We start from the raw sequence: 17,467 nt of genomic DNA, 5'->3' as shown, positions 1-17,467 counted from the left end.
AATGAACCATAAAAAAATCATTTTTACACCGTTTTATTCCGGTAACTGATTGAATTCGGGAGGTTCATCTTCCCGATCTTAAAAGAGATGTGCGCGCAGGCCCCGACACAGATACCTACCGGGATTTAAATCGCTATCCGGAAGCACTGACCCAAACGAATACAATTATTGTAAGAATAGACGCGGCTTTATACTTCGCAAATATTCCTTATTTAAGGGAGCAACTGGAAATACTTACAATTGGAAGCGGTAAAAATCTAAATCAGATTATTATTGATGCAATCGGCATAAACGAGGTTGATGCAAGTGCTCTGCGAGGTTTTAAAGAGCTGGCAGACAGTTACGAGGAGAGGGATATTGAGATAATTTTTACAGGACTGAAAGGCCCTGTGAGAGATGTTTTTCAGCGATCCCGGTATTCAATCAAGAACTATCGGGTCTCCATAATGTAAAAACAGAATCAATATCATAAACTGGTTTGACAGGTTGTGAATTGAGTATGTAGGAGGAGTTACCCCATTTTTTTAAGCAAATAATTAGCAATGACGATGAAATTTGTCTCGGTTTTTGAAACGTCCCGAACCGTCGGGACCAAGGAGTTTTTGCGATCAAAAGCCCCGAAAGGGGCTTATTATGTAGTCTTCTTTCAAACAAAGAGCATTTCCACTTGTTTAAAAAAGTATCCTTCTGATTTTATTATACTTACAGTTCAAGAAGTAAAAATTTCGGGGTAACTTCTCAGTATGTAGAGATTGATGAGTTTTGGGATTACAGCAGAAAACACGAATTAAAAATTTGACAGGATTTATAGATAGATGAAAAATAATACCGGTCGATACAAAGCCATAATTTTTGATATGGATGGTGTGATTATCAACAGTAAAGATCATGTTGAAGAGTTTTGGCTACAAAAACTGGACGAGTACAACATTGACATACCGGAGAATGAAAGAGAGGAGAGATTTCACGGTCGGCCCGCACGCCCCACTGTTAACGATCTGTTTGCAGGTCTGCCTGAAGAGACGCGCGAAGAGATTATCAAAGAGTGTGGTGAGTATGATGCGTCTGTGGAAGAGTACCCGATGATTCCGGGCGCGGAACGTTTTATAAAACAGTGCTCAGAAAACGGAATCCGCATTGGCCTGGTAACGAGTGCTCTGCCCGGTAAAGTTGAGAGAATGCTGGCGGGATTGAGCTATCCATCTCCGTTTGAAGTGATGATCACCGCAAATCTTGTTGAAAATGGTAAGCCAAATTCCGAATGCTATTGTCTTGCAGCAGAGAAATTAGATCTGGATCCTGAGGATGTAATAGTTTTTGAAGATTCAGTTAGCGGAGTGAAAGCTGCATCCGGCGCGGGATCTACGGTTGTGGGGATCAATGAAAATAATCAATCTGATGCACTGACCACTGCAGGAGCAACATTTGTTCAGCCCGATTTTCAGAATGCAGAAGTTGTTCGGGATTCCGGAAAAATAAAGGTCTGTCCCGCCGGAAAGAGAGAGCGTTATCGGTTTTATTTTAATCCATAAATAGGGATTATACCTATACTAAAGGTGGGTTCAATTCTTTAATTTCAAATAATTAGCGGTTCGGTTTGCTCTGTCCGGGATTTAATGAGTGTATTGAGTCATAGTAAAAGGGAGAATCAATGCAGGAATTATTAACCTTGTCTCATTTAAAGATACTGAATTCTATTCAGCACGGGATTTTGGTGATCAATTCCGATGGTATTATTGAATATTGGAACCCCGCTTGCGAACGTATATTCGGCTATAAACACTACGAAATCGTCGGGAAATCAATTCGAGTTCTGTGCGATTGTAAGATGCCTTTCAAATGCTTACTGGAAAGATGCAGCCACGATGATAAGCACAATGAAAGATGGAGGGGAAAATGTAAAGACGGCAGTCGAATTTGGCTGAATGTTCGGTCAAAGACCACGTTCGATGAGGATCTAAAAAATCAATACTGCGTGATATCGCTGAACAGCATTGAAAAGCTGGAAATTGCAAAGCGTAATCTTAAGCAGATTAAAGCTCTTGAAGAAACCATTCTCGAAACAAGCGTTGACGCAATTATAACGACCAATAAGAGAGGAGATATTTTGAGTTTTAATCCTGCCGCTGTCGAAATGTTTGGCTACCAAAAAGAGGAAGTCATTGGCAAAAAAGTACACCTGCTTATTCCCTCCTTCTACAGTGAAAATCAAGATCTGTTTCTGAAAAGATTTACAGGTTTGGACGACACGATTACAAAAGGTGGCAAAATTGATTTTAAAGGTTTACGTAAAGATGGGACAATTTTTCACATAAACCTGTCCGTAAGTGAAGTTCCCTGGAAGGGAGAACGAATGTTTTTGGGTATAATCAGGGATCTGTCCCAAAAAAGAGAGCTGGAAAAAACAGTACTGGACATTGCCAATGAGGAGCGGCGGCGAATTGGTAGGGATCTGCATGACGGCTTAGGACAAATGCTTACCGGCACCCGGATGGTTGCGGAAAATCTTGCCAGGAAACTAAAAGCTAATGAGGTTCCCGGTGCCGATGAAGTTCAGGAAATCTCAGAAATGATTAACGATGCTGATGAATATGCCCGAACCCTCTCCCGTGGCCTGGTACAGGTAGATCTGGAAAAAATGGGGCTGTGTGTTGCTTTGGGGAATTTAGCGAATCGAATTCCAAAAATGTACAACATAAACTGTTCCTATACAGAAAGTGGACAGGTTGAATTTGAGAACCCCTACATGGCACTTCATATCTACCGGATTGTACAGGAGGCGGTAAATAATGCCGTAAGACACGCTGAGGCAAAAGCGATTCTCATACGCCTTGCAAAGAATAAACTTCATACATCTGTTACTATAGAAGATGACGGTAAGGGATTTGATCCGAATTCTGTTCAGAAAGGAGGTTCAGGTATTCAAATCATGAAGTACAGGGCTGAAATGCTCGGCGGAATATTGGATATCTCTCGAACAGAAGATGAAACAACACGAGTACAATGCATCATACCAAACAATCTTGAACATTTTAATGAACCTGGGGATATCGGGAGATAATGGAGGCGTTATGAATCAAACATTTAAAAAAAGAATATTGATTGTTGATGATCATCCGATGATGCGGAAAGGACTTGCAAGCACCATTCAATCTGAACTTGGCTACGAAGTGGTGTACCAGCTGAAAACAGCTGAGCAGGTGTTGGAAAAACTGGATGATAATGATATTGATTTAATGATTGTAGATGTATCTCTTCCCGGTATGAACGGGATTGAACTTGTAAAGAATGTGATCTTCCAAAAGGCTGATCAAAAAATTTTGATGGTCTCCAGGCATGAGGAATCTCTTTATGCAGAACGCGCGTTACGAGCCGGGGCAAAAGGATATGTAATGAAATTTGAAAAAAGCGAAACCTTGCTGAAGGCTATAAAAAAAATACTTGGGGGAGGTATTTATGTTAGCGAAGAGATTTCTGAAAAACTATTAATGAATGCTATGCAGGGAAAAAAGAATTCCATTACATCTCCTGTGGATGTACTAAGTGATCGCGAACTTGAAGTATTTGAACTGATTGGGAGAGGTAAAAGCAGCAACGAAATAGCAAATCAACTACACCTGGCCTCCAAAACCATAGAAACCTATCGATCCAGGATTAAGGAAAAATTGAGCTTTAAGAACTCTACTGAGATGATGTATCATGCCGTGAAGTGGGTAGAAAGCGAGTATTAGGTTGTGAAATGCCTACATCCTACCAGTGACAGATTCATAAAAATACGTCTTGATACAACATAAAAGCCTCATACCGTTTCTTCCCTATTCCTTTTGGACCGCCAAAAGGAATCAAAAACTCCCGGCTATGATTGCTTTCGGGGCATGGTTTGCCCGCACGGGTACACTCTGTGAATGCTCACAAGGCGAGCGCGCAGAGCGATTTCTCCCGTGCTGTGTTGCAAACCATGCAATCCCTCCACCAATCAAGGCCGAAGGATGAGAGATCTTCCTTATACTTGAAAGTTGGAACTACGGGTAAATTAACTGTCACTTCCTCAATGGTGTTGCCCCGCTTTTGGGCAAAATTAGTTGCTACCGGTGGCAGTTTGTAAAAATAAGCCTCATAACGGGATAAACTGTCCTGGCAATTGTCATTCCGTAAATAATGCCAGCCATCAGTATAAAATGGGGAGGGAACTGATCGATAAGGATCAGTAATTATCCGAACTCTGTCAGGAGCTAACAGACTCTCAGGTACTCCTGTTTTGCCTGCTACAAAGGCGATTGTAAGGAAAATCCCTAAAGAAAAAATCAGCCTTCCATTACAACCTGTTTCAGGCTCAGACTGCAAACTATGTGTCCAACTCTTCTTTTCTTTCCTATGTGAGGTCCGGTTAGCAAACCCGGGTATTTAATGCATTTTAGTCAACTGAAAATGTATAAGGTGAAGAGATAAAAGTTAACTGAAGAATTCAGTGCCGGAGCCTGACAAGTTCCGGTACTATCTATTTTAAAATTACTGCCGGAGGTATAACGATGATGTTACACAATAAAGTTGCGATTATTACTGGTGCAGCATCCGGTATCGGACGAGAGGTGGCGATCATATTCTCAAATAAAGACGCTTCTTTGGTTCTTTGCGATATTGATAAAAAAGGGGTGTTCAGAACTGCCAAAATGATAGAAAATCAGGGTGGGCGAGCTATACCTGTTGTTGCTGATATTTCCAATGAAAAACAGGTAAAGCAATTAATTAAAGAAACCCTTCGTGAATATGGACAATTAGATATTGCCTGCAATAATGCCGGTGTGAGTGGCGAATTAGCAACAACAGCCGATTATTCTGTAAAAGAGTGGGACCGTGTGATGAATATTAATTTGAAAGGTCAATGGCTCTGTATGAAGCATGAAATACCGGCTATGCTGAAAAATGGTGAAGGATCTATTATTAATGTCTCATCAATTTTAGGTACGGTTGGATTTGCAAATGCACCCGCGTATACAGCTGCAAAACACGGTTTAATTGGTCTTACTAAAACGGCGGCATTGGAATATGCAGCCAAAGGAATTCGCATCAATGCCATCGCTCCCGCCTTTATTGAAACCCCCATGTTAGAAAAGGCCGGTATTACAACCGACGAGGAGATGAAAGCAAGCGTTGTGGATCTTCATCCCATGGGGCGGTTGGGCAGGCCGGAAGAAGTTGCGGATGCTGTTTTATGGCTTGCCTCTGATGAATCTTCGTTTGTAACAGGACATACGTTACTGGTAGATGGAGGATATACGGTTCCATAATATAGAAATGCCAAAAGAATGCAACAGTCTGATAGATATGAGGTGCCAAATCAGCAAAAAAATATAACATAAAAAAATTATGAATAAGCTATCTAAACCCTACATCATTTGGTTTTCTGAAATGGACATACAGGATCTGCCGGTTGTTGGCGGGAAGAATGCTTCGCTTGGGGAGATGATACGTCACCTTAAAAAAGAACAAATTTCTGTGCCGGACGGATTTGCAACAACCTCCGAAGCTTACTGGGATTTTATTCATTCCAATAATCTTGAGCCCCCCGTTCAGGATATTTTAAAAGCATATCAAAATGGAGAGGTGGAGTTGGATGAGGCGGGACGAAAAATCCGGCAATTATTTCTTAAAAGTACGTTTCCAACCCCCTTGGCAGAGGGAATTCATAATGCCTACAAAATATTATGTAAAAAATACCAGGAAAAATCTTCGAAACACTCCGGAAATGCTACTGTTGATGTAGCCGTGAGAAGCAGTGCAACAGCCGAAGATCTGCCCAATGCGAGTTTTGCAGGTCAGCAGGAAACGTATCTGAATATAAATGGATCCGAAAGTCTGTTGAGTGCCTGTAAGAGCTGCTATGCATCACTTTTCACAAATCGAGCTATTATCTATCGGGAAAAGATGGGATTCGATCACCTGAAAGTAGCTCTTTCGGTGGGCGTTCAAAAGATGGTTCGGGCAGATAAAAGCTCTTCCGGCGTAATGTTTACCGTAGATACGGAAACAGGATTTCCAAATGCCATTGTAATTACAGGAGCCTGGGGACTGGGCGAAACGGTTGTAAAAGGAACGGTAAATCCGGATCAGTACTATCTGTTTAAACCACATCTGAGCAATACAGACTATAAGCCAATCATTGAAAAAACCCTCGGTTCAAAAGAGGTAAAAATGATCTACGCCACAGATAAAAATGGAAACACAATAACTGTTCCCACAGATATTGCAGAAAGAGATAAATTTGTATTGGATGACGAAGAGATTCTGACACTGGCCCGATGGGGTGTAGCTATCGAAAACCACTATCAAAAAGCGATGGATATTGAATGGGTGAAAGAAGATGAAACCGGGAAGCTCTATATCCTTCAGGCTCGCCCCGAAACCATTCACTCAGTGGCAGAAAACGGTTATTTCAAATCTTACAATTTGAAACCCGGAAAACATGAAACACTTGTAACCGGGGTAAGCATAGGCAGCAGTATTGCAAACGGGAAAGCTAAATTGATTCGGGATGCCACCGATTTAAAAGATATTGATGAGAATACAATTCTGGTTACAGAAATGACTGAACCGGACTGGGTTCCGGCGATGAGGCGGGCCTCTGGAATTGTAACCGATTTTGGCGGTCGAACCTGCCATGCCGCTATTGTTAGCAGAGAATTGGGAATTCCTGCAGTTGTTGGAACCGGAGATGCCACACAGGTTATTGAAAACGGAATGGAGGTTACGCTATCCAGTGCCGAAGGAGATGCCGGTTATGTGTATAACGGCTTGCTTGAATTTGATGTTCATGAAACAGATCTGTCTGACCTTCCGGAGCCACATACCCGGATAATGTTGAATCTTGCCACACCCGAATCGGCATTTAAATGGTGGAAACTTCCCGTAAAAGGGATCGGGCTTGCGCGGATGGAGTTTATTATCAGCAATCATATAAAAATCCACCCGATGGCCCTGGTTCATCCCGAGAAAATTGACAATGAAGACGAATTCAGAAAAATCAGAAAACTCACGTCCGGCTACAGTGATATGAAGCTCTATTTTGTAGATCGCCTGGCAAGCGGAATTTCTAAAATAGCGGCCTCTCAATATCCAAATCCGGTGATTGTTCGCACCAGTGATTTTAAAACCAATGAATATGCAGGTTTGATTGGTGGTCGGCATTTTGAACCTCATGAAGAAAATCCAATGCTTGGCTGGAGAGGTGCTTCAAGGTACTACAGTGAAGGATATCGTGAAGGGTTTGAAGCTGGAATGCCGGGCTCTGAAAAAAGTGAGAGAAGAGATTGGTCTGGACAATGTGATCGTTATGATTCCATTTTGCCGTACGCTGGATGAAGCAGAGCGAGTGCTTTCCGTAATGGCTGATAATGGACTCAATCGGGGAGAAAAAGGCCTTCAAATATATATGATGTGTGAAATTCCGTCGAACTATATTTTAGCAGGAAAATTTGCACAAATGTTTGATGGATTTTCTATTGGCTCCAATGATCTGACACAACTCATCCTTGGAGTAGACAGAGATTCAAGAGAGATGGCCCACCTGTTCAGTGAAAATGACGAGGCTGTAAAAACAGCTATTCGCGAAGTGATTGAGCGGGCGCATGAGGAAGAAACGAGTGTAGGATTTTGCGGCCAGGCACCCAGTGATAATCCTGAATACGCCGCTTTTCTTGTAGAATGTGGTATCGACTCCATTTCAGTGGTGCCGGATAGTGTGATCGATGTGATTCATAAAGTAACGGATGCAGAAAAAAGATCGACCAGGAACTTAGAATATCAAATAACCTAAAGAGACGAATTAAAAATAAAGGAGAAGAGTGATGAAAAACGTAAAATTTAGCTTTTTGCTGATGGTTGTAATGCTTTTAGCAACTGCAGTTCAGGCTCAGCAACAGGGCCGGCATGCTTCTTGGTAAAGGAAAGCGCGGCCCTCAGCCGATGGAACAATTTCTCAAACATGGTTGTATTTCTGAATGCCTGGTGGGTTTACAACTCAGCCCTGTTTATCCTGGTGAATATCAGCGATGTAGTACAGATGGTCACCATCAATATCAAGCCGGCCATCCATCACAAAGTAAGAGATGCCTGGTTTTAGCGGAACCTGAATATCATGTTCAAGTTCAGCTTCTTCGTTGCGGGGAATTGCGCCTCCCTCGTTTTCCCACTGTTGTTCACGTTGAAAATATTCAATCACTGAATCGGGGACATCGAGTTTAATTTTAATTATTTGAATCTCTGATTTCATAATACACACCTTAGATTATCTAATGTCTGTTATAAATGTATGCAGATAAACAGTGGATTTTAATACAACGGATTCAACCTTATTTATAGAATTTTCCCGATTATAAATGTAGGGAAAACCACGAGTATTCTGCGGTAAAAAGGTATCAAAACGTAAAAGTGAGCCCAGGGTACTTATTCTTTTATTTTTAATAGTGTCATTCATCTCTGCATGTAATCAGTACCCCTATTAAAGGATGAGATAATAGACTACGATTTTGATTTACGGGGGATTACAGTAAATAGAATTGAATTTCAAATATTGGTGTAGAAGAAGCGAAAAGAATTGGATTTGGAGAAAAAATGAATACAAAGGTCCATTTTGACAGACAATGCAAAGAAACGTTAATGTGGGTTTACGATGTGGTTGAGAGAACCAGTTGCCCTGAAAGAGAAGACTGGGCTTTTAATGCATTGCGAGCTGTTTTGCATGCCATCAGAGACCGAACCACCCTTGAAGAAGCATTCCATCTTTCGGCACAACTTCCCGTGTTGTTACGGGGTTACTTTTTTGAAGGATACCGGCCATCTGGCAAACGAGAAAAAATGAACGCTGAACAATTTCTTGACAGGATACGAAAGGAGTTGGGCCCGTCCAACGAATTGTCTGCCGAGGAAGCATTAAGCTCTGTTTTGGGAGTTTTACATGAACATGTAAGTATTGGGGAGTTAGACGATGTAAAACAATCTATGCCAAAGGATATTGCAAATCTTTGGGACAAGGAAATTCAAAATGCAGCGGTTTGGTAAAACACAATGGAGTAAGAAAGCAGGAAACGATAACAAAAACATGAGGTGAGATTATGTCATTAGCAAAAGTAATAGAAGTGATAGCAGAAGGATCAACGATGGAAGAAGCCGTTGAGAATGCCGTGATTGATGCATCCAAAACCGTTCATAATATTAAGAGCGTGTATGTGGAAAACATTCAGGGGATTGTTGAAGGTAACACTATTAAAACATACAGAGTAAATGCGAAGATTACATTTGTTTTGAATTAGAAATTATGGGAGGTAAAATTCAGGATCTAAAAGGGGGTTCAATTTTTTGGACCCCTTTTTAAATGATTGATATGTGTGATTTGCCTGCTAAGGCAAGCTATACTTTATCTTCAATATCTACATCTATCCGTTTGTGCTCCGGGTTTGGTTGGTTCAAAAATTTACTAAACCATTCAACCGAAATTTTTCCGACCTCTTCGAGTTTTTTGGGTTCTTCAAACAGGTGAGAAGCACCCGGAATTATGGCCATCTCTTTTTGGGCAGTAAGTTTTTTAAAGATTTTTCTATGAACCTCAATAAGATGAAAATCAAGCTCACCAATAATAAGCAGTGTTGGAGCCGTTACTTTGGCCACATACTCTTCGGTAAGATCAACTCGTCCTCCCCGGCATACCAGGGCTTTGATAATCCCGTCCAGCTCGGAAGCAACTTTTATTGCTACTGCAGCTCCTGTACTTGATCCGAAAAGAGCAGGCTGCAACTTATCATACTGACTTTGATTTTTTAACCACAGAACAATCAACACCAGGCGTAAAGCTATTTTTTTGAGATCAAAACTTACAGAATCTGCATCCTGCTCTTGCCTATCATGCAAGTTGCATAGGAGTGTTGCAAAACCGGCATCTTGCAATTGGTTGGCAATTTTAACATTTCTCGGGCTGAATCGTCCGCTGCCCAAACCATGCGAAAAAATCACAATTCCTTTTGCAACATCCGGTTTGCTAATCGTTGCGGAAATATCATCATCCCCAATCGGGATGGTTACCTGCTTTATGTTCATCATCATTTATCTCTCCCCTAATTCAAGTTTATATTAAAAACTCCCGATTATTTAAGTGTTACGCCATAGGTGCAGCCCATAAGACCTACTCCTCGGTTTAGCTATAAACCATGTAATCCATTCCCTTACAACTACAGTCGGTATTTAATTACGTGCGCATTAGGTAATAGTAATTGGATTTTCAGATTTGATTTGAACAGTTTTTAAAAAGAGAACCGTAATAAGGAGGGAGTTATGAAAGTAAGGAATGAAGTAATTGCAGGCGGAGCTGCTCTGGTTACCTTAGCAGGTGTTGCTCTTGCCGGATATCAATACAAGAATCGACAAAAGGGTTATCATCGGGAATTTGATGTGAATACCGTTGAAGAAATATCTGGTAAAGTTGTTGATATCACATATTCAGGTAAAGACAACAGCGAAAGTAAAGGCATGGAGTTGATACTGCAGACAGATGAAAAACTGATTCCGATTTACCTTGGACCTGTATGGTATATGAAAATGCAACATGAAAAATTTAAAAAAGGAGAAACCATTTCAGTAATAGGATCACGGATGGATTTGAATGACAAATCCGCAATAGTTGCACAAGAATTAAAACAAGGGAATAAGTTACTCAGACTTCGCGATGAAAACGGACATCCACACTGGATTGCCTGGGAGCGGAAGTCTTTCAAGCGTCACGTCTTCTTATAGTAAATCACCAAAAAGGACGCTTCAAGGACCTGCGGACGCTTGAAGGTCCTTTAACCGGTAAACGCGTTAAATGGAATATCTTTTAGAGATTTGTGGTGCTTTGAAAAATGCGATTTCTATTCAACCGGGTCGCTATTCTGAATCCGGATACATTAATTTCTGAATTTCCCGCCATGTAACCAGTTTGATCTTCTCTTCTTCAAGGAGATCTTTCACTCGTTGGCTTGTAAAATAGTCGTAATCGCGCTGGCGCCATTCGGCACCAAAATTATGATGGTAGTTTATGGTCATGGCATTCATCTCGGCATCATCATACGCGGGGTGCAGCAAAATTTCGTTTAAGCCAGGTTCCAGGTTTTTAATTTCGCTGTCGTATTTTTCAAACCAATCGCTTTCAGGAGTGCTTGAATCCAGCATAATCACTTCCTGTACATGTACCGGGTACTCCTCAGACAGTTGCATAATTCGATTTCGTGCCTCTTCATCAGAAAACATCGCATCTTCAATCCAATTATCAGGAACCAGAACCGGAAGTCTGTATTCCTCTCCGACTCGCAGGTATGCTTCAAAAAATTCGGGATGAGAAAACAACGTACCCATATGGCTGTCGAGGTGAGTTGGCTCAAGGCCAAACTGGTATGCACGTTCCACCTGGGCACGGATCTCATTTTCAATCTCAGTGGGATCGGCATTTTCCACCACCTCAGCTACTGTTGGGTAGAAGTAATTTTTGTCAGTTAAAAGGGTAGAAATTTCGTTTGATGGAAGCACGCCATCCCACTTATAATACATCCATTCGGAGGTCAATGTGAGGTGCAGGCCCAAATCGAACCTGGGATTTTTATTGGCATAGTGCGCAATTTCAGGAAACCAGGGTGTAGGAACCATAATGGAGGCCGAATTGATACCGTTCTGCTCCCAGGCTGAAGTACCGGCTGCATTTTTTGAGTGGGCAACACCTAAATCATCGGCATGGATAATAAGGAGTTTAGCATCGGCTGGGTAGCCCAGTTGTTCGGCAAGGGTTTGAGATTGATTCATTTGGGAGTAAGAGGTTTTAGGGTTCAGGCTAAGTCCAATAGATATCAAAATGAATAGTGTGCATTTGAGAGAGTTTGAGAAAATCATATCAACATGTTTATCTGGATGATGGTTAGACATCGGTTAATCAATCTTCAAATTTGAAGATTTAGATTGAAAAGTACAACTGATGGTATTTGACTTAGAGATCAACTTGAAGAACTGATTCTTTGAAGTTGAAGGCCGGGATGGTTTTGGCTTCTGCAAACACAATTTTATTTTTTAGCCGATCAGATGCCTTACATAAACAGGCTCACTTCTACTAATAGATGGCTATAAATTTAATGAAAAACCAATCTAACAGAAGTATCAATAGCTACAGAACACTTTCATTTCATTAGAGAAATAATCAAAAGCACTTACAATGAATAACTACTTAGAAAAAAGCTCAATCATTTATTTAAAAAGACTCATGACTCTATGTTTATCACTGGTTTTGGGGTTAGGAATTTTTATGGCCTGTGAAGGACCCGAAGGCCCTGAAGGTCCGGCTGGTGAACAAGGTCCTGAGGGACCTGTAGGACCCGCCGGTGAAGATGGCAGTATGATATTGGCTGGAACCGGCGCACCCTCTTCTGACACTGGATCTGTTGGTGACTATTATCTGGACCGTGATAATGCTGAACTTTACGGACCGAAAAATGAGTCGGGTTGGGGTACACCGCTTAGTTTACAGGGACCTCCCGGGGCAGACGGTGAAGATGGCGAAGACGGCAGTCAAATACATTCGGGAACCTCAGCCCCTGATGCAGGAATGGGACAACCCGGCGACTATTTTTTGAACACGTCAACATTCGATCTTTATGGCCCAAAAACCGACAGTGGTTGGGGTACGCCTATCAATCTGAAAGGGACAGCCAATGTAATGTATTCAGATTGGGTAAATCCACAGCAATGGGAAGAGGGGACATTTAATGCAACCAAATATCGTTATTTTGATATTTCAGCAAACGCAATGACACAAGAAATATTAGATAGTGGTGTTGTTAAGGTTTATACAAATTTAAATACACAGTCTATTTATTCACTTCCCATAGGTAAGGGAGATACCCCGGCTAACCCCAAATATAGTTTCTTTTTTGAGTTAAAACCTCAGCAATTGACGATTGGCTATTTGGATCCAGACAATTCTACGACTCTTCCAATGGTGCTTAGTACGAAAATAGATTTTCGTTATGTACTTATCCCCGGGGGCAAGAGTTTAAATGCCAAAGCTAAAAGCCTGCCAATCGATCTCAACAATTATGAGCAGGTTAAGAAATACTTTGGCATCCGGGATTAAAGAATAAAACTCAATGTTTATTCAGGCGGTGGGAGTGATCTCACCGCTTTTTTTATGGATCAAATTGGTTGAATGGTCGGAGTGAAAAGATAATAAGCTTCTACATCTGCTTGGGTTCCAGGCATATCTAACTGATTATAGGAATTTTCCCTATTCAAAATTATTGTAATCTATTCTATTTTATAGCAGAACAGTAAAATCAAGATTACAGAGTATGAAAACTTTATTCAAGAGGATTCTAAATATTTTGGTCGGCTTTCAAGGACTGAGCGGTTTGGCAGGAGGGTTTGGCTTGATCCTGGATCCAACCGGTGAGGCTTTAGGCATTCCGCAGGAATGGTTATTAAACTCAATATTTGACACCTATTTAATTCCCGGCGTGATACTTTTTGTGGTACTGGGCATCTTTCCGATGATCTGTTATGCCGGTTTGTGGAAAGGCAAAGACTGGGCGATTACAGGTTCCTTTATTACGGGTATTGCTCTTATGATATGGATCGCCGTTGAAATATATATGATCGGTTATATTTCGAATCCTCCTCTTCAATTGATCTATGGGGTGACCGGCATACTTATTACTCTGGTTTCCTGGATCCGAATGATTGACCGATCAGATAAATAGGAACCGTGATGAAGAATCAAAAGCCGGTAAAAGTTCTGGTTTTGATGATATCGATCATGGCAGCCGTGGCTGCTTCCATGGGAATATTTTCAAGCGGCGGTCCGGGGTCTTATGAGTATGAATCCATCAGGGGAGAAACCGTTCAAATTTATGGTGAGGGATTGTACAGAGATATGTCGGCCGATGTAGCGCCACAGGGCATTGCACAGGATTATGTGACACTTTTCATTGCGATTCCGTTTTTATGGATCTCATTTTTGTGGACGAGGAATGGATCGCTGAAAGGCCGTTTTTTGCTGGCAGGTACACTTGGCTACTTTTTGGTTACCTATCTTTTTTACCTGGTGATGGCAATGTACAACGTTCTTTTCCTGCTGTATGCAGCGCTGCTTGGAACCTCGTTTTTTGGGTTTACTTTGACGATGTTTTCGTTTGATATGGATGAACTACCCGACCGATTTTCGAAAAAGACGCCGGTTAAAACAGCTGGTGGATTTCTCATCTTGAATACGCTTGCTATTGGCATACTTTGGCTCGGAGTAGTGGTTCCGCCACTGCTTGACGGGACAATTATTCCAAAACAAACAGAACACTATACAACCCTGATTGTACAGGGACTGGACCTCGGGCTGCTTCTTCCAATTGCATTTGTTACAGGAGTACTTTTCATACAGAAAAAACCAATGGGATTCCTCCTTGGCCCCGTGTACCTGGTTTTTCTCAGCATTCTGATGACAGCTCTTCTTGCCAAGATTATTGCCATGGGGCTGTTAGGACAGAATATCATCCCGGTCATTTTTATCATTCCAACTATATTGCTGGTGTCCATTGCCTGCACTGCCCTTGTTTTAAAAAATGTTGAATGATTTTGTACAACGGGCAGCCTGCCCGTTCCCTCTACCCGTTATTTCTAAGACAAGTCGAGGATGTCAGGCAGGCATACTGAATCCAGATTATCCCGCCACGGTTTAAGTTTCCTAATGCCTGATGGCGCGAGCGTCCCGCTCGTGCCCTGTATAGACATGAACTACGAGCACAAGCGGGACGCTTGCGCTATCTCGGATAGTGGGTGCAGTTTTTGAAGATATTGTCTTGGCCCACAACTCTGACAGGAGCCGAAAAGCACGGTGCTCTGTCAGGTTGTTTAATTCAATCCGCTAAACACATACCAAACTGAAACGATGTGGCAGTGAGTCTGAAATCAAAATATCCAGGCAAGATTTAAATTTAGTATTGCCGGACAAGCTGTCCGGCGTACAACTAAGCAAATCCCCTATGCAGTTTTCAGTTTCTCCCTGTTTTACAGGAGTATGCTGTTACCTATTTTAAATATAGTGAACCTTGAAGAGGTTATACGGAGGAAAAATGAAACATCTCCAAACAACTACATTAGAGGCCAACGAGGCTGTTGCAAGAGTGGCGTGTAAAGTAACAAGAGAGTGTAGTATTGATGATGAAATCAACACGGTAATAAAGGCCTGTTTTTTCGGCATTTTAAACATACCGGATGGAGAGACTGCAAAATTACAAATCAAGGAGGCCATCCAAAAAACGCATGGCAAAAAAGATAGAGAGATTGCAGATTCGAAATACAGAGCGATAAACAAAATCTGGCAAAGCTGTTTGAGGTTGAATTGCCAGAAACGGACTCAGGGGCGGATACCAAAACATCGCATCGAAGCGTGAGAGCTGTTGTTCCCGGGAAAGCCCCTGAGTTTGTTTAATAAGTGGTAGTCACTCAATGGATTACTTTGTTTCGTCTTTTATAGGAACTATTTCGGGGCAGAACCCGTGAGGTATCATCACATCCAAAAAATTTAAGTTAACTATACGAGGGATTTGCATTACTGCCCGTCTGCACGCTGTATGTGCGGGCTGACGGGTTGGGGACACCCATCAGCCGGTAAAAACAACCGACAGATGGGTATTTCAAAGCCTCCTATACGTTATTCTTGAAGTGTCTTCCTTTCGATGGACAATGGGGATGATCCGTAATGCTTCAGAGAAGGCTTTGCAAAACCGTGGGTATGCGTCAATCTGAACTCGATTCAGATTCTCCATTCGTCTTTATAGCCAGTATCAGGAGATCCTGAATCAAGTTCAGGATGACGGTCATAATTTTGCAAAACCTTCTCAGAATTTAGATATGATCAATTCAGAACTTAGAAACTCACACCCCGGCTCACACCGCCCGCATTTCAACGTCTTGTACGGCGGACAAGTTCGCTCTCCTCTTCAAAATCAAAAAAGAAGGACTTTTGTCTTTTTCAGCCCAGAAGGTCGGGGAATTAAACCATATCAAACCAAGCAGTAAACAACACCGAAGAAAACAGGGGATTTAAGTTTCAAAATTGAAGAAAATACATTTCTTTGAAGGGGAGATCGTTGAATATCCATCTGCTGGATATAAAATGATTAATAACAGCAGAGGTATTTAAAAAAGGACTGTCCAAAAAGAATGTACTTTAAGATTATATATTCTATGTTGTCATGCCGGACTCCGACCGGGCATCGCCAGACATAAATATAGATCGGAAATTCTGTTCCAGGGACTCCTTTGGAGAATCAAGTTCAGAAGGAGATCTTTTTTGAACAGTCTCAGCGCAATAACCAATTTTTTATGCCACTTTTATTTAACCCGATACAGTCGCTGTATTTGACTGGAACACTACACAAAAATAAAATCAATATTTGAACACCATGCCTGATGTAAAGGACCAGGAAATTCGACTGCCGGACGTTGATATGTTCCATTACAAACCCAGCAATCCGGCAGAGGTACCCATTACAAAAAATGAAATCTGTACCGATGCCGCCAGCCCCAATTTTGTGAGACATATTGAGTTTGATGTATCCGGCACACTGCTTGAAAACAGTATTGTACCGGGACAGGCCGTTGGTGTATTGCCTCCCGGCGAGGATGAAAACGGACGCCCTCACAAACTGCGGCTCTATTCAACCTGCTCACCCACAGGTGGAGAGTATGGAGATGGAAAAATATATGCAACTACTGTAAAACGAGAGATTAACGAACACTGGAAAACGCATAAACTAACTCTTGGAGTCTGTTCGAATTATATGTGTGACCAAAGTGCAGGTGCTAAATTGCAAATGACCGGCCCAAGCGGAAAGCGATTCATCCTGCCTGAAAATCCGGAGGACTATAATTATATATTTATGGCAACCGGAACCGGAATTGCGCCATTTCGGGGAATGGTTTTGGACCTGTTGCGCTCGGGGATGAATAATGATATTGTACTCTCATTCGGCTGCCCGTATCGCACGGACCTGTTGTACCGGCCTCTCTTTGAAGAGCTTGCCGAAAAGCATAAAAATTTTCACTATCTGAAATCGATATCCAGGGAAGATCCTCGGCCGGATGGCACGAAACCATATGTGCAGTATACCATCATTGACCAAAAGGCATTGATGTTCCCCATTCTTGAGAAAAACAATACGCTGATTTATGTCTGCGGTTTAAAAGGTATGGAAACCGGAATCTTCCGGATTTTAGGTATGATGGGCTTGTACGATTACCTGAATCTGAAAGATGAGGTCAAAGATGTAGATCCTATGGACTGGACCCGGAAACAGCTCAAAAGAAAAGTGAAGGCCGGTGAAAGAATGTTCCTGGAAGTATATTGATGAACCGGTTTATTGTGCTAATAATAGTAATCGCTCCAAAAGCTTTACCCCGGATT

The 17,467-nt window shown here is 41.8% G+C and carries 18 protein-coding genes; 15 read left to right on the top strand and 3 right to left on the bottom strand.

All coding sequences use genetic code 11. The features are described from left to right. Positions 1–89: 89 nt before the first annotated feature. From U5K72_02475 to U5K72_02445, 7 genes are all read left to right on the top strand, one after another. Positions 90–452 carry a sodium-independent anion transporter gene (locus tag U5K72_02475; GenBank protein MDZ7717670.1) on the top strand — a complete coding sequence of 121 codons (363 nt, stop codon included), beginning with the start codon at positions 90–92 and terminating at the stop codon, positions 450–452. Positions 453–815: 363 nt separating this feature from the next. Continuing rightward, complete coding sequence (locus U5K72_02470; protein ID MDZ7717669.1) at positions 816–1,532, top strand: HAD-IA family hydrolase; 717 nt, start codon at positions 816–818, stop codon at positions 1,530–1,532. Between the two features lie 119 nt (positions 1,533–1,651). Continuing rightward, entirely contained in the window at positions 1,652–3,061 is a 1,410-nt protein-coding gene (locus tag U5K72_02465; protein ID MDZ7717668.1) for a PAS domain S-box protein, read from the top strand. Further along, positions 3,036–3,731: a response regulator transcription factor gene (locus U5K72_02460; GenBank protein MDZ7717667.1), complete on the top strand. Its 696-nt coding sequence runs from the start codon at positions 3,036–3,038 to the stop codon at positions 3,729–3,731. Before U5K72_02465 ends, U5K72_02460 begins: the two co-directional genes overlap by 26 nt. Positions 3,732–4,529: 798 nt before the next feature. Then, complete coding sequence (locus U5K72_02455) at positions 4,530–5,288, top strand: SDR family oxidoreductase (protein ID MDZ7717666.1); 759 nt, start codon at positions 4,530–4,532, stop codon at positions 5,286–5,288. Positions 5,289–5,367: 79 nt separating this feature from the next. After that, entirely contained in the window at positions 5,368–7,359 is a 1,992-nt protein-coding gene (gene ppsA / locus U5K72_02450) for a phosphoenolpyruvate synthase (protein MDZ7717665.1), read from the top strand. Beyond that, the gene (locus U5K72_02445; GenBank protein MDZ7717664.1) at positions 7,244–7,813 is read left to right on the top strand and encodes a putative PEP-binding protein; all 570 of its coding nucleotides are present in this window, start codon (positions 7,244–7,246) and stop codon (positions 7,811–7,813) included. Before ppsA ends, U5K72_02445 begins: the two co-directional genes overlap by 116 nt. 204 nt (positions 7,814–8,017) lie before the next feature. Here U5K72_02445 and U5K72_02440 read toward each other — a convergent pair whose 3' ends face one another. Then, positions 8,018–8,269, bottom strand: coding sequence for a hypothetical protein (locus U5K72_02440; GenBank protein MDZ7717663.1), 252 nt, complete (start codon positions 8,267–8,269; stop codon positions 8,018–8,020). Positions 8,270–8,610: 341 nt separating this feature from the next. Here U5K72_02440 and U5K72_02435 point away from each other — a divergent pair, with 341 nt between their 5' ends. Both U5K72_02435 and U5K72_02430 read left to right on the top strand, forming a co-directional pair. Continuing rightward, entirely contained in the window at positions 8,611–9,057 is a 447-nt protein-coding gene (locus tag U5K72_02435) for a DUF2267 domain-containing protein (GenBank protein MDZ7717662.1), read from the top strand. A gap of 53 nt (positions 9,058–9,110) precedes the next feature. Continuing rightward, the gene (locus U5K72_02430; protein ID MDZ7717661.1) at positions 9,111–9,308 is read left to right on the top strand and encodes a dodecin family protein; all 198 of its coding nucleotides are present in this window, start codon (positions 9,111–9,113) and stop codon (positions 9,306–9,308) included. A gap of 97 nt (positions 9,309–9,405) precedes the next feature. On the opposite strand, the gene U5K72_02425 is transcribed toward U5K72_02430, so the two are convergent. Then, positions 9,406–10,095 carry a dienelactone hydrolase family protein gene (locus U5K72_02425; protein MDZ7717660.1) on the bottom strand — a complete coding sequence of 230 codons (690 nt, stop codon included), beginning with the start codon at positions 10,093–10,095 and terminating at the stop codon, positions 9,406–9,408. Positions 10,096–10,323: 228 nt separating this feature from the next. Between U5K72_02425 and U5K72_02420 the strand changes: the two genes are divergently transcribed. Continuing rightward, entirely contained in the window at positions 10,324–10,782 is a 459-nt protein-coding gene (locus U5K72_02420; GenBank protein ID MDZ7717659.1) for a hypothetical protein, read from the top strand. Positions 10,783–10,914: 132 nt separating this feature from the next. Here the strand turns inward: U5K72_02420 and U5K72_02415 are convergent, their stop codons facing one another. Continuing rightward, positions 10,915–11,823 (bottom strand): polysaccharide deacetylase family protein, encoded by a 909-nt coding sequence (locus tag U5K72_02415; GenBank protein ID MDZ7717658.1) that lies wholly within the window; start codon positions 11,821–11,823, stop codon positions 10,915–10,917. Between the two features lie 451 nt (positions 11,824–12,274). On the opposite strand from U5K72_02415, the gene U5K72_02410 reads away from it, so the two are divergent. From U5K72_02410 to U5K72_02390, 5 genes are all read left to right on the top strand, one after another. Further along, a complete protein-coding gene (locus U5K72_02410; protein MDZ7717657.1) occupies positions 12,275–13,144 on the top strand; it encodes a hypothetical protein in 870 nt (289 codons plus the stop codon). Positions 13,145–13,358: 214 nt separating this feature from the next. Next, positions 13,359–13,766 carry a hypothetical protein gene (locus U5K72_02405; GenBank protein ID MDZ7717656.1) on the top strand — a complete coding sequence of 136 codons (408 nt, stop codon included), beginning with the start codon at positions 13,359–13,361 and terminating at the stop codon, positions 13,764–13,766. A gap of 8 nt (positions 13,767–13,774) precedes the next feature. Further along, positions 13,775–14,632, top strand: coding sequence for a hypothetical protein (locus U5K72_02400; GenBank protein ID MDZ7717655.1), 858 nt, complete (start codon positions 13,775–13,777; stop codon positions 14,630–14,632). A 499-nt stretch (positions 14,633–15,131) separates the two neighbouring features. Next, positions 15,132–15,452, top strand: coding sequence for a hypothetical protein (locus U5K72_02395; protein ID MDZ7717654.1), 321 nt, complete (start codon positions 15,132–15,134; stop codon positions 15,450–15,452). 1,014 nt (positions 15,453–16,466) lie between these two features. Continuing rightward, positions 16,467–17,411, top strand: a complete 945-nt coding sequence (locus U5K72_02390; GenBank protein ID MDZ7717653.1) for a hypothetical protein — start codon at positions 16,467–16,469, stop codon at positions 17,409–17,411. The last annotated feature ends 56 nt before the right edge of the window (positions 17,412–17,467 follow it).

The sequence above is a fragment of the Balneolaceae bacterium genome (genome assembly GCA_034521495.1).
Classification (GTDB): domain Bacteria; phylum Bacteroidota; class Rhodothermia; order Balneolales; family Balneolaceae; genus Rhodohalobacter.
Note: the sequence above shows the minus strand (reverse complement) of the source record. Positions and strands in the feature narration are given on the sequence as shown.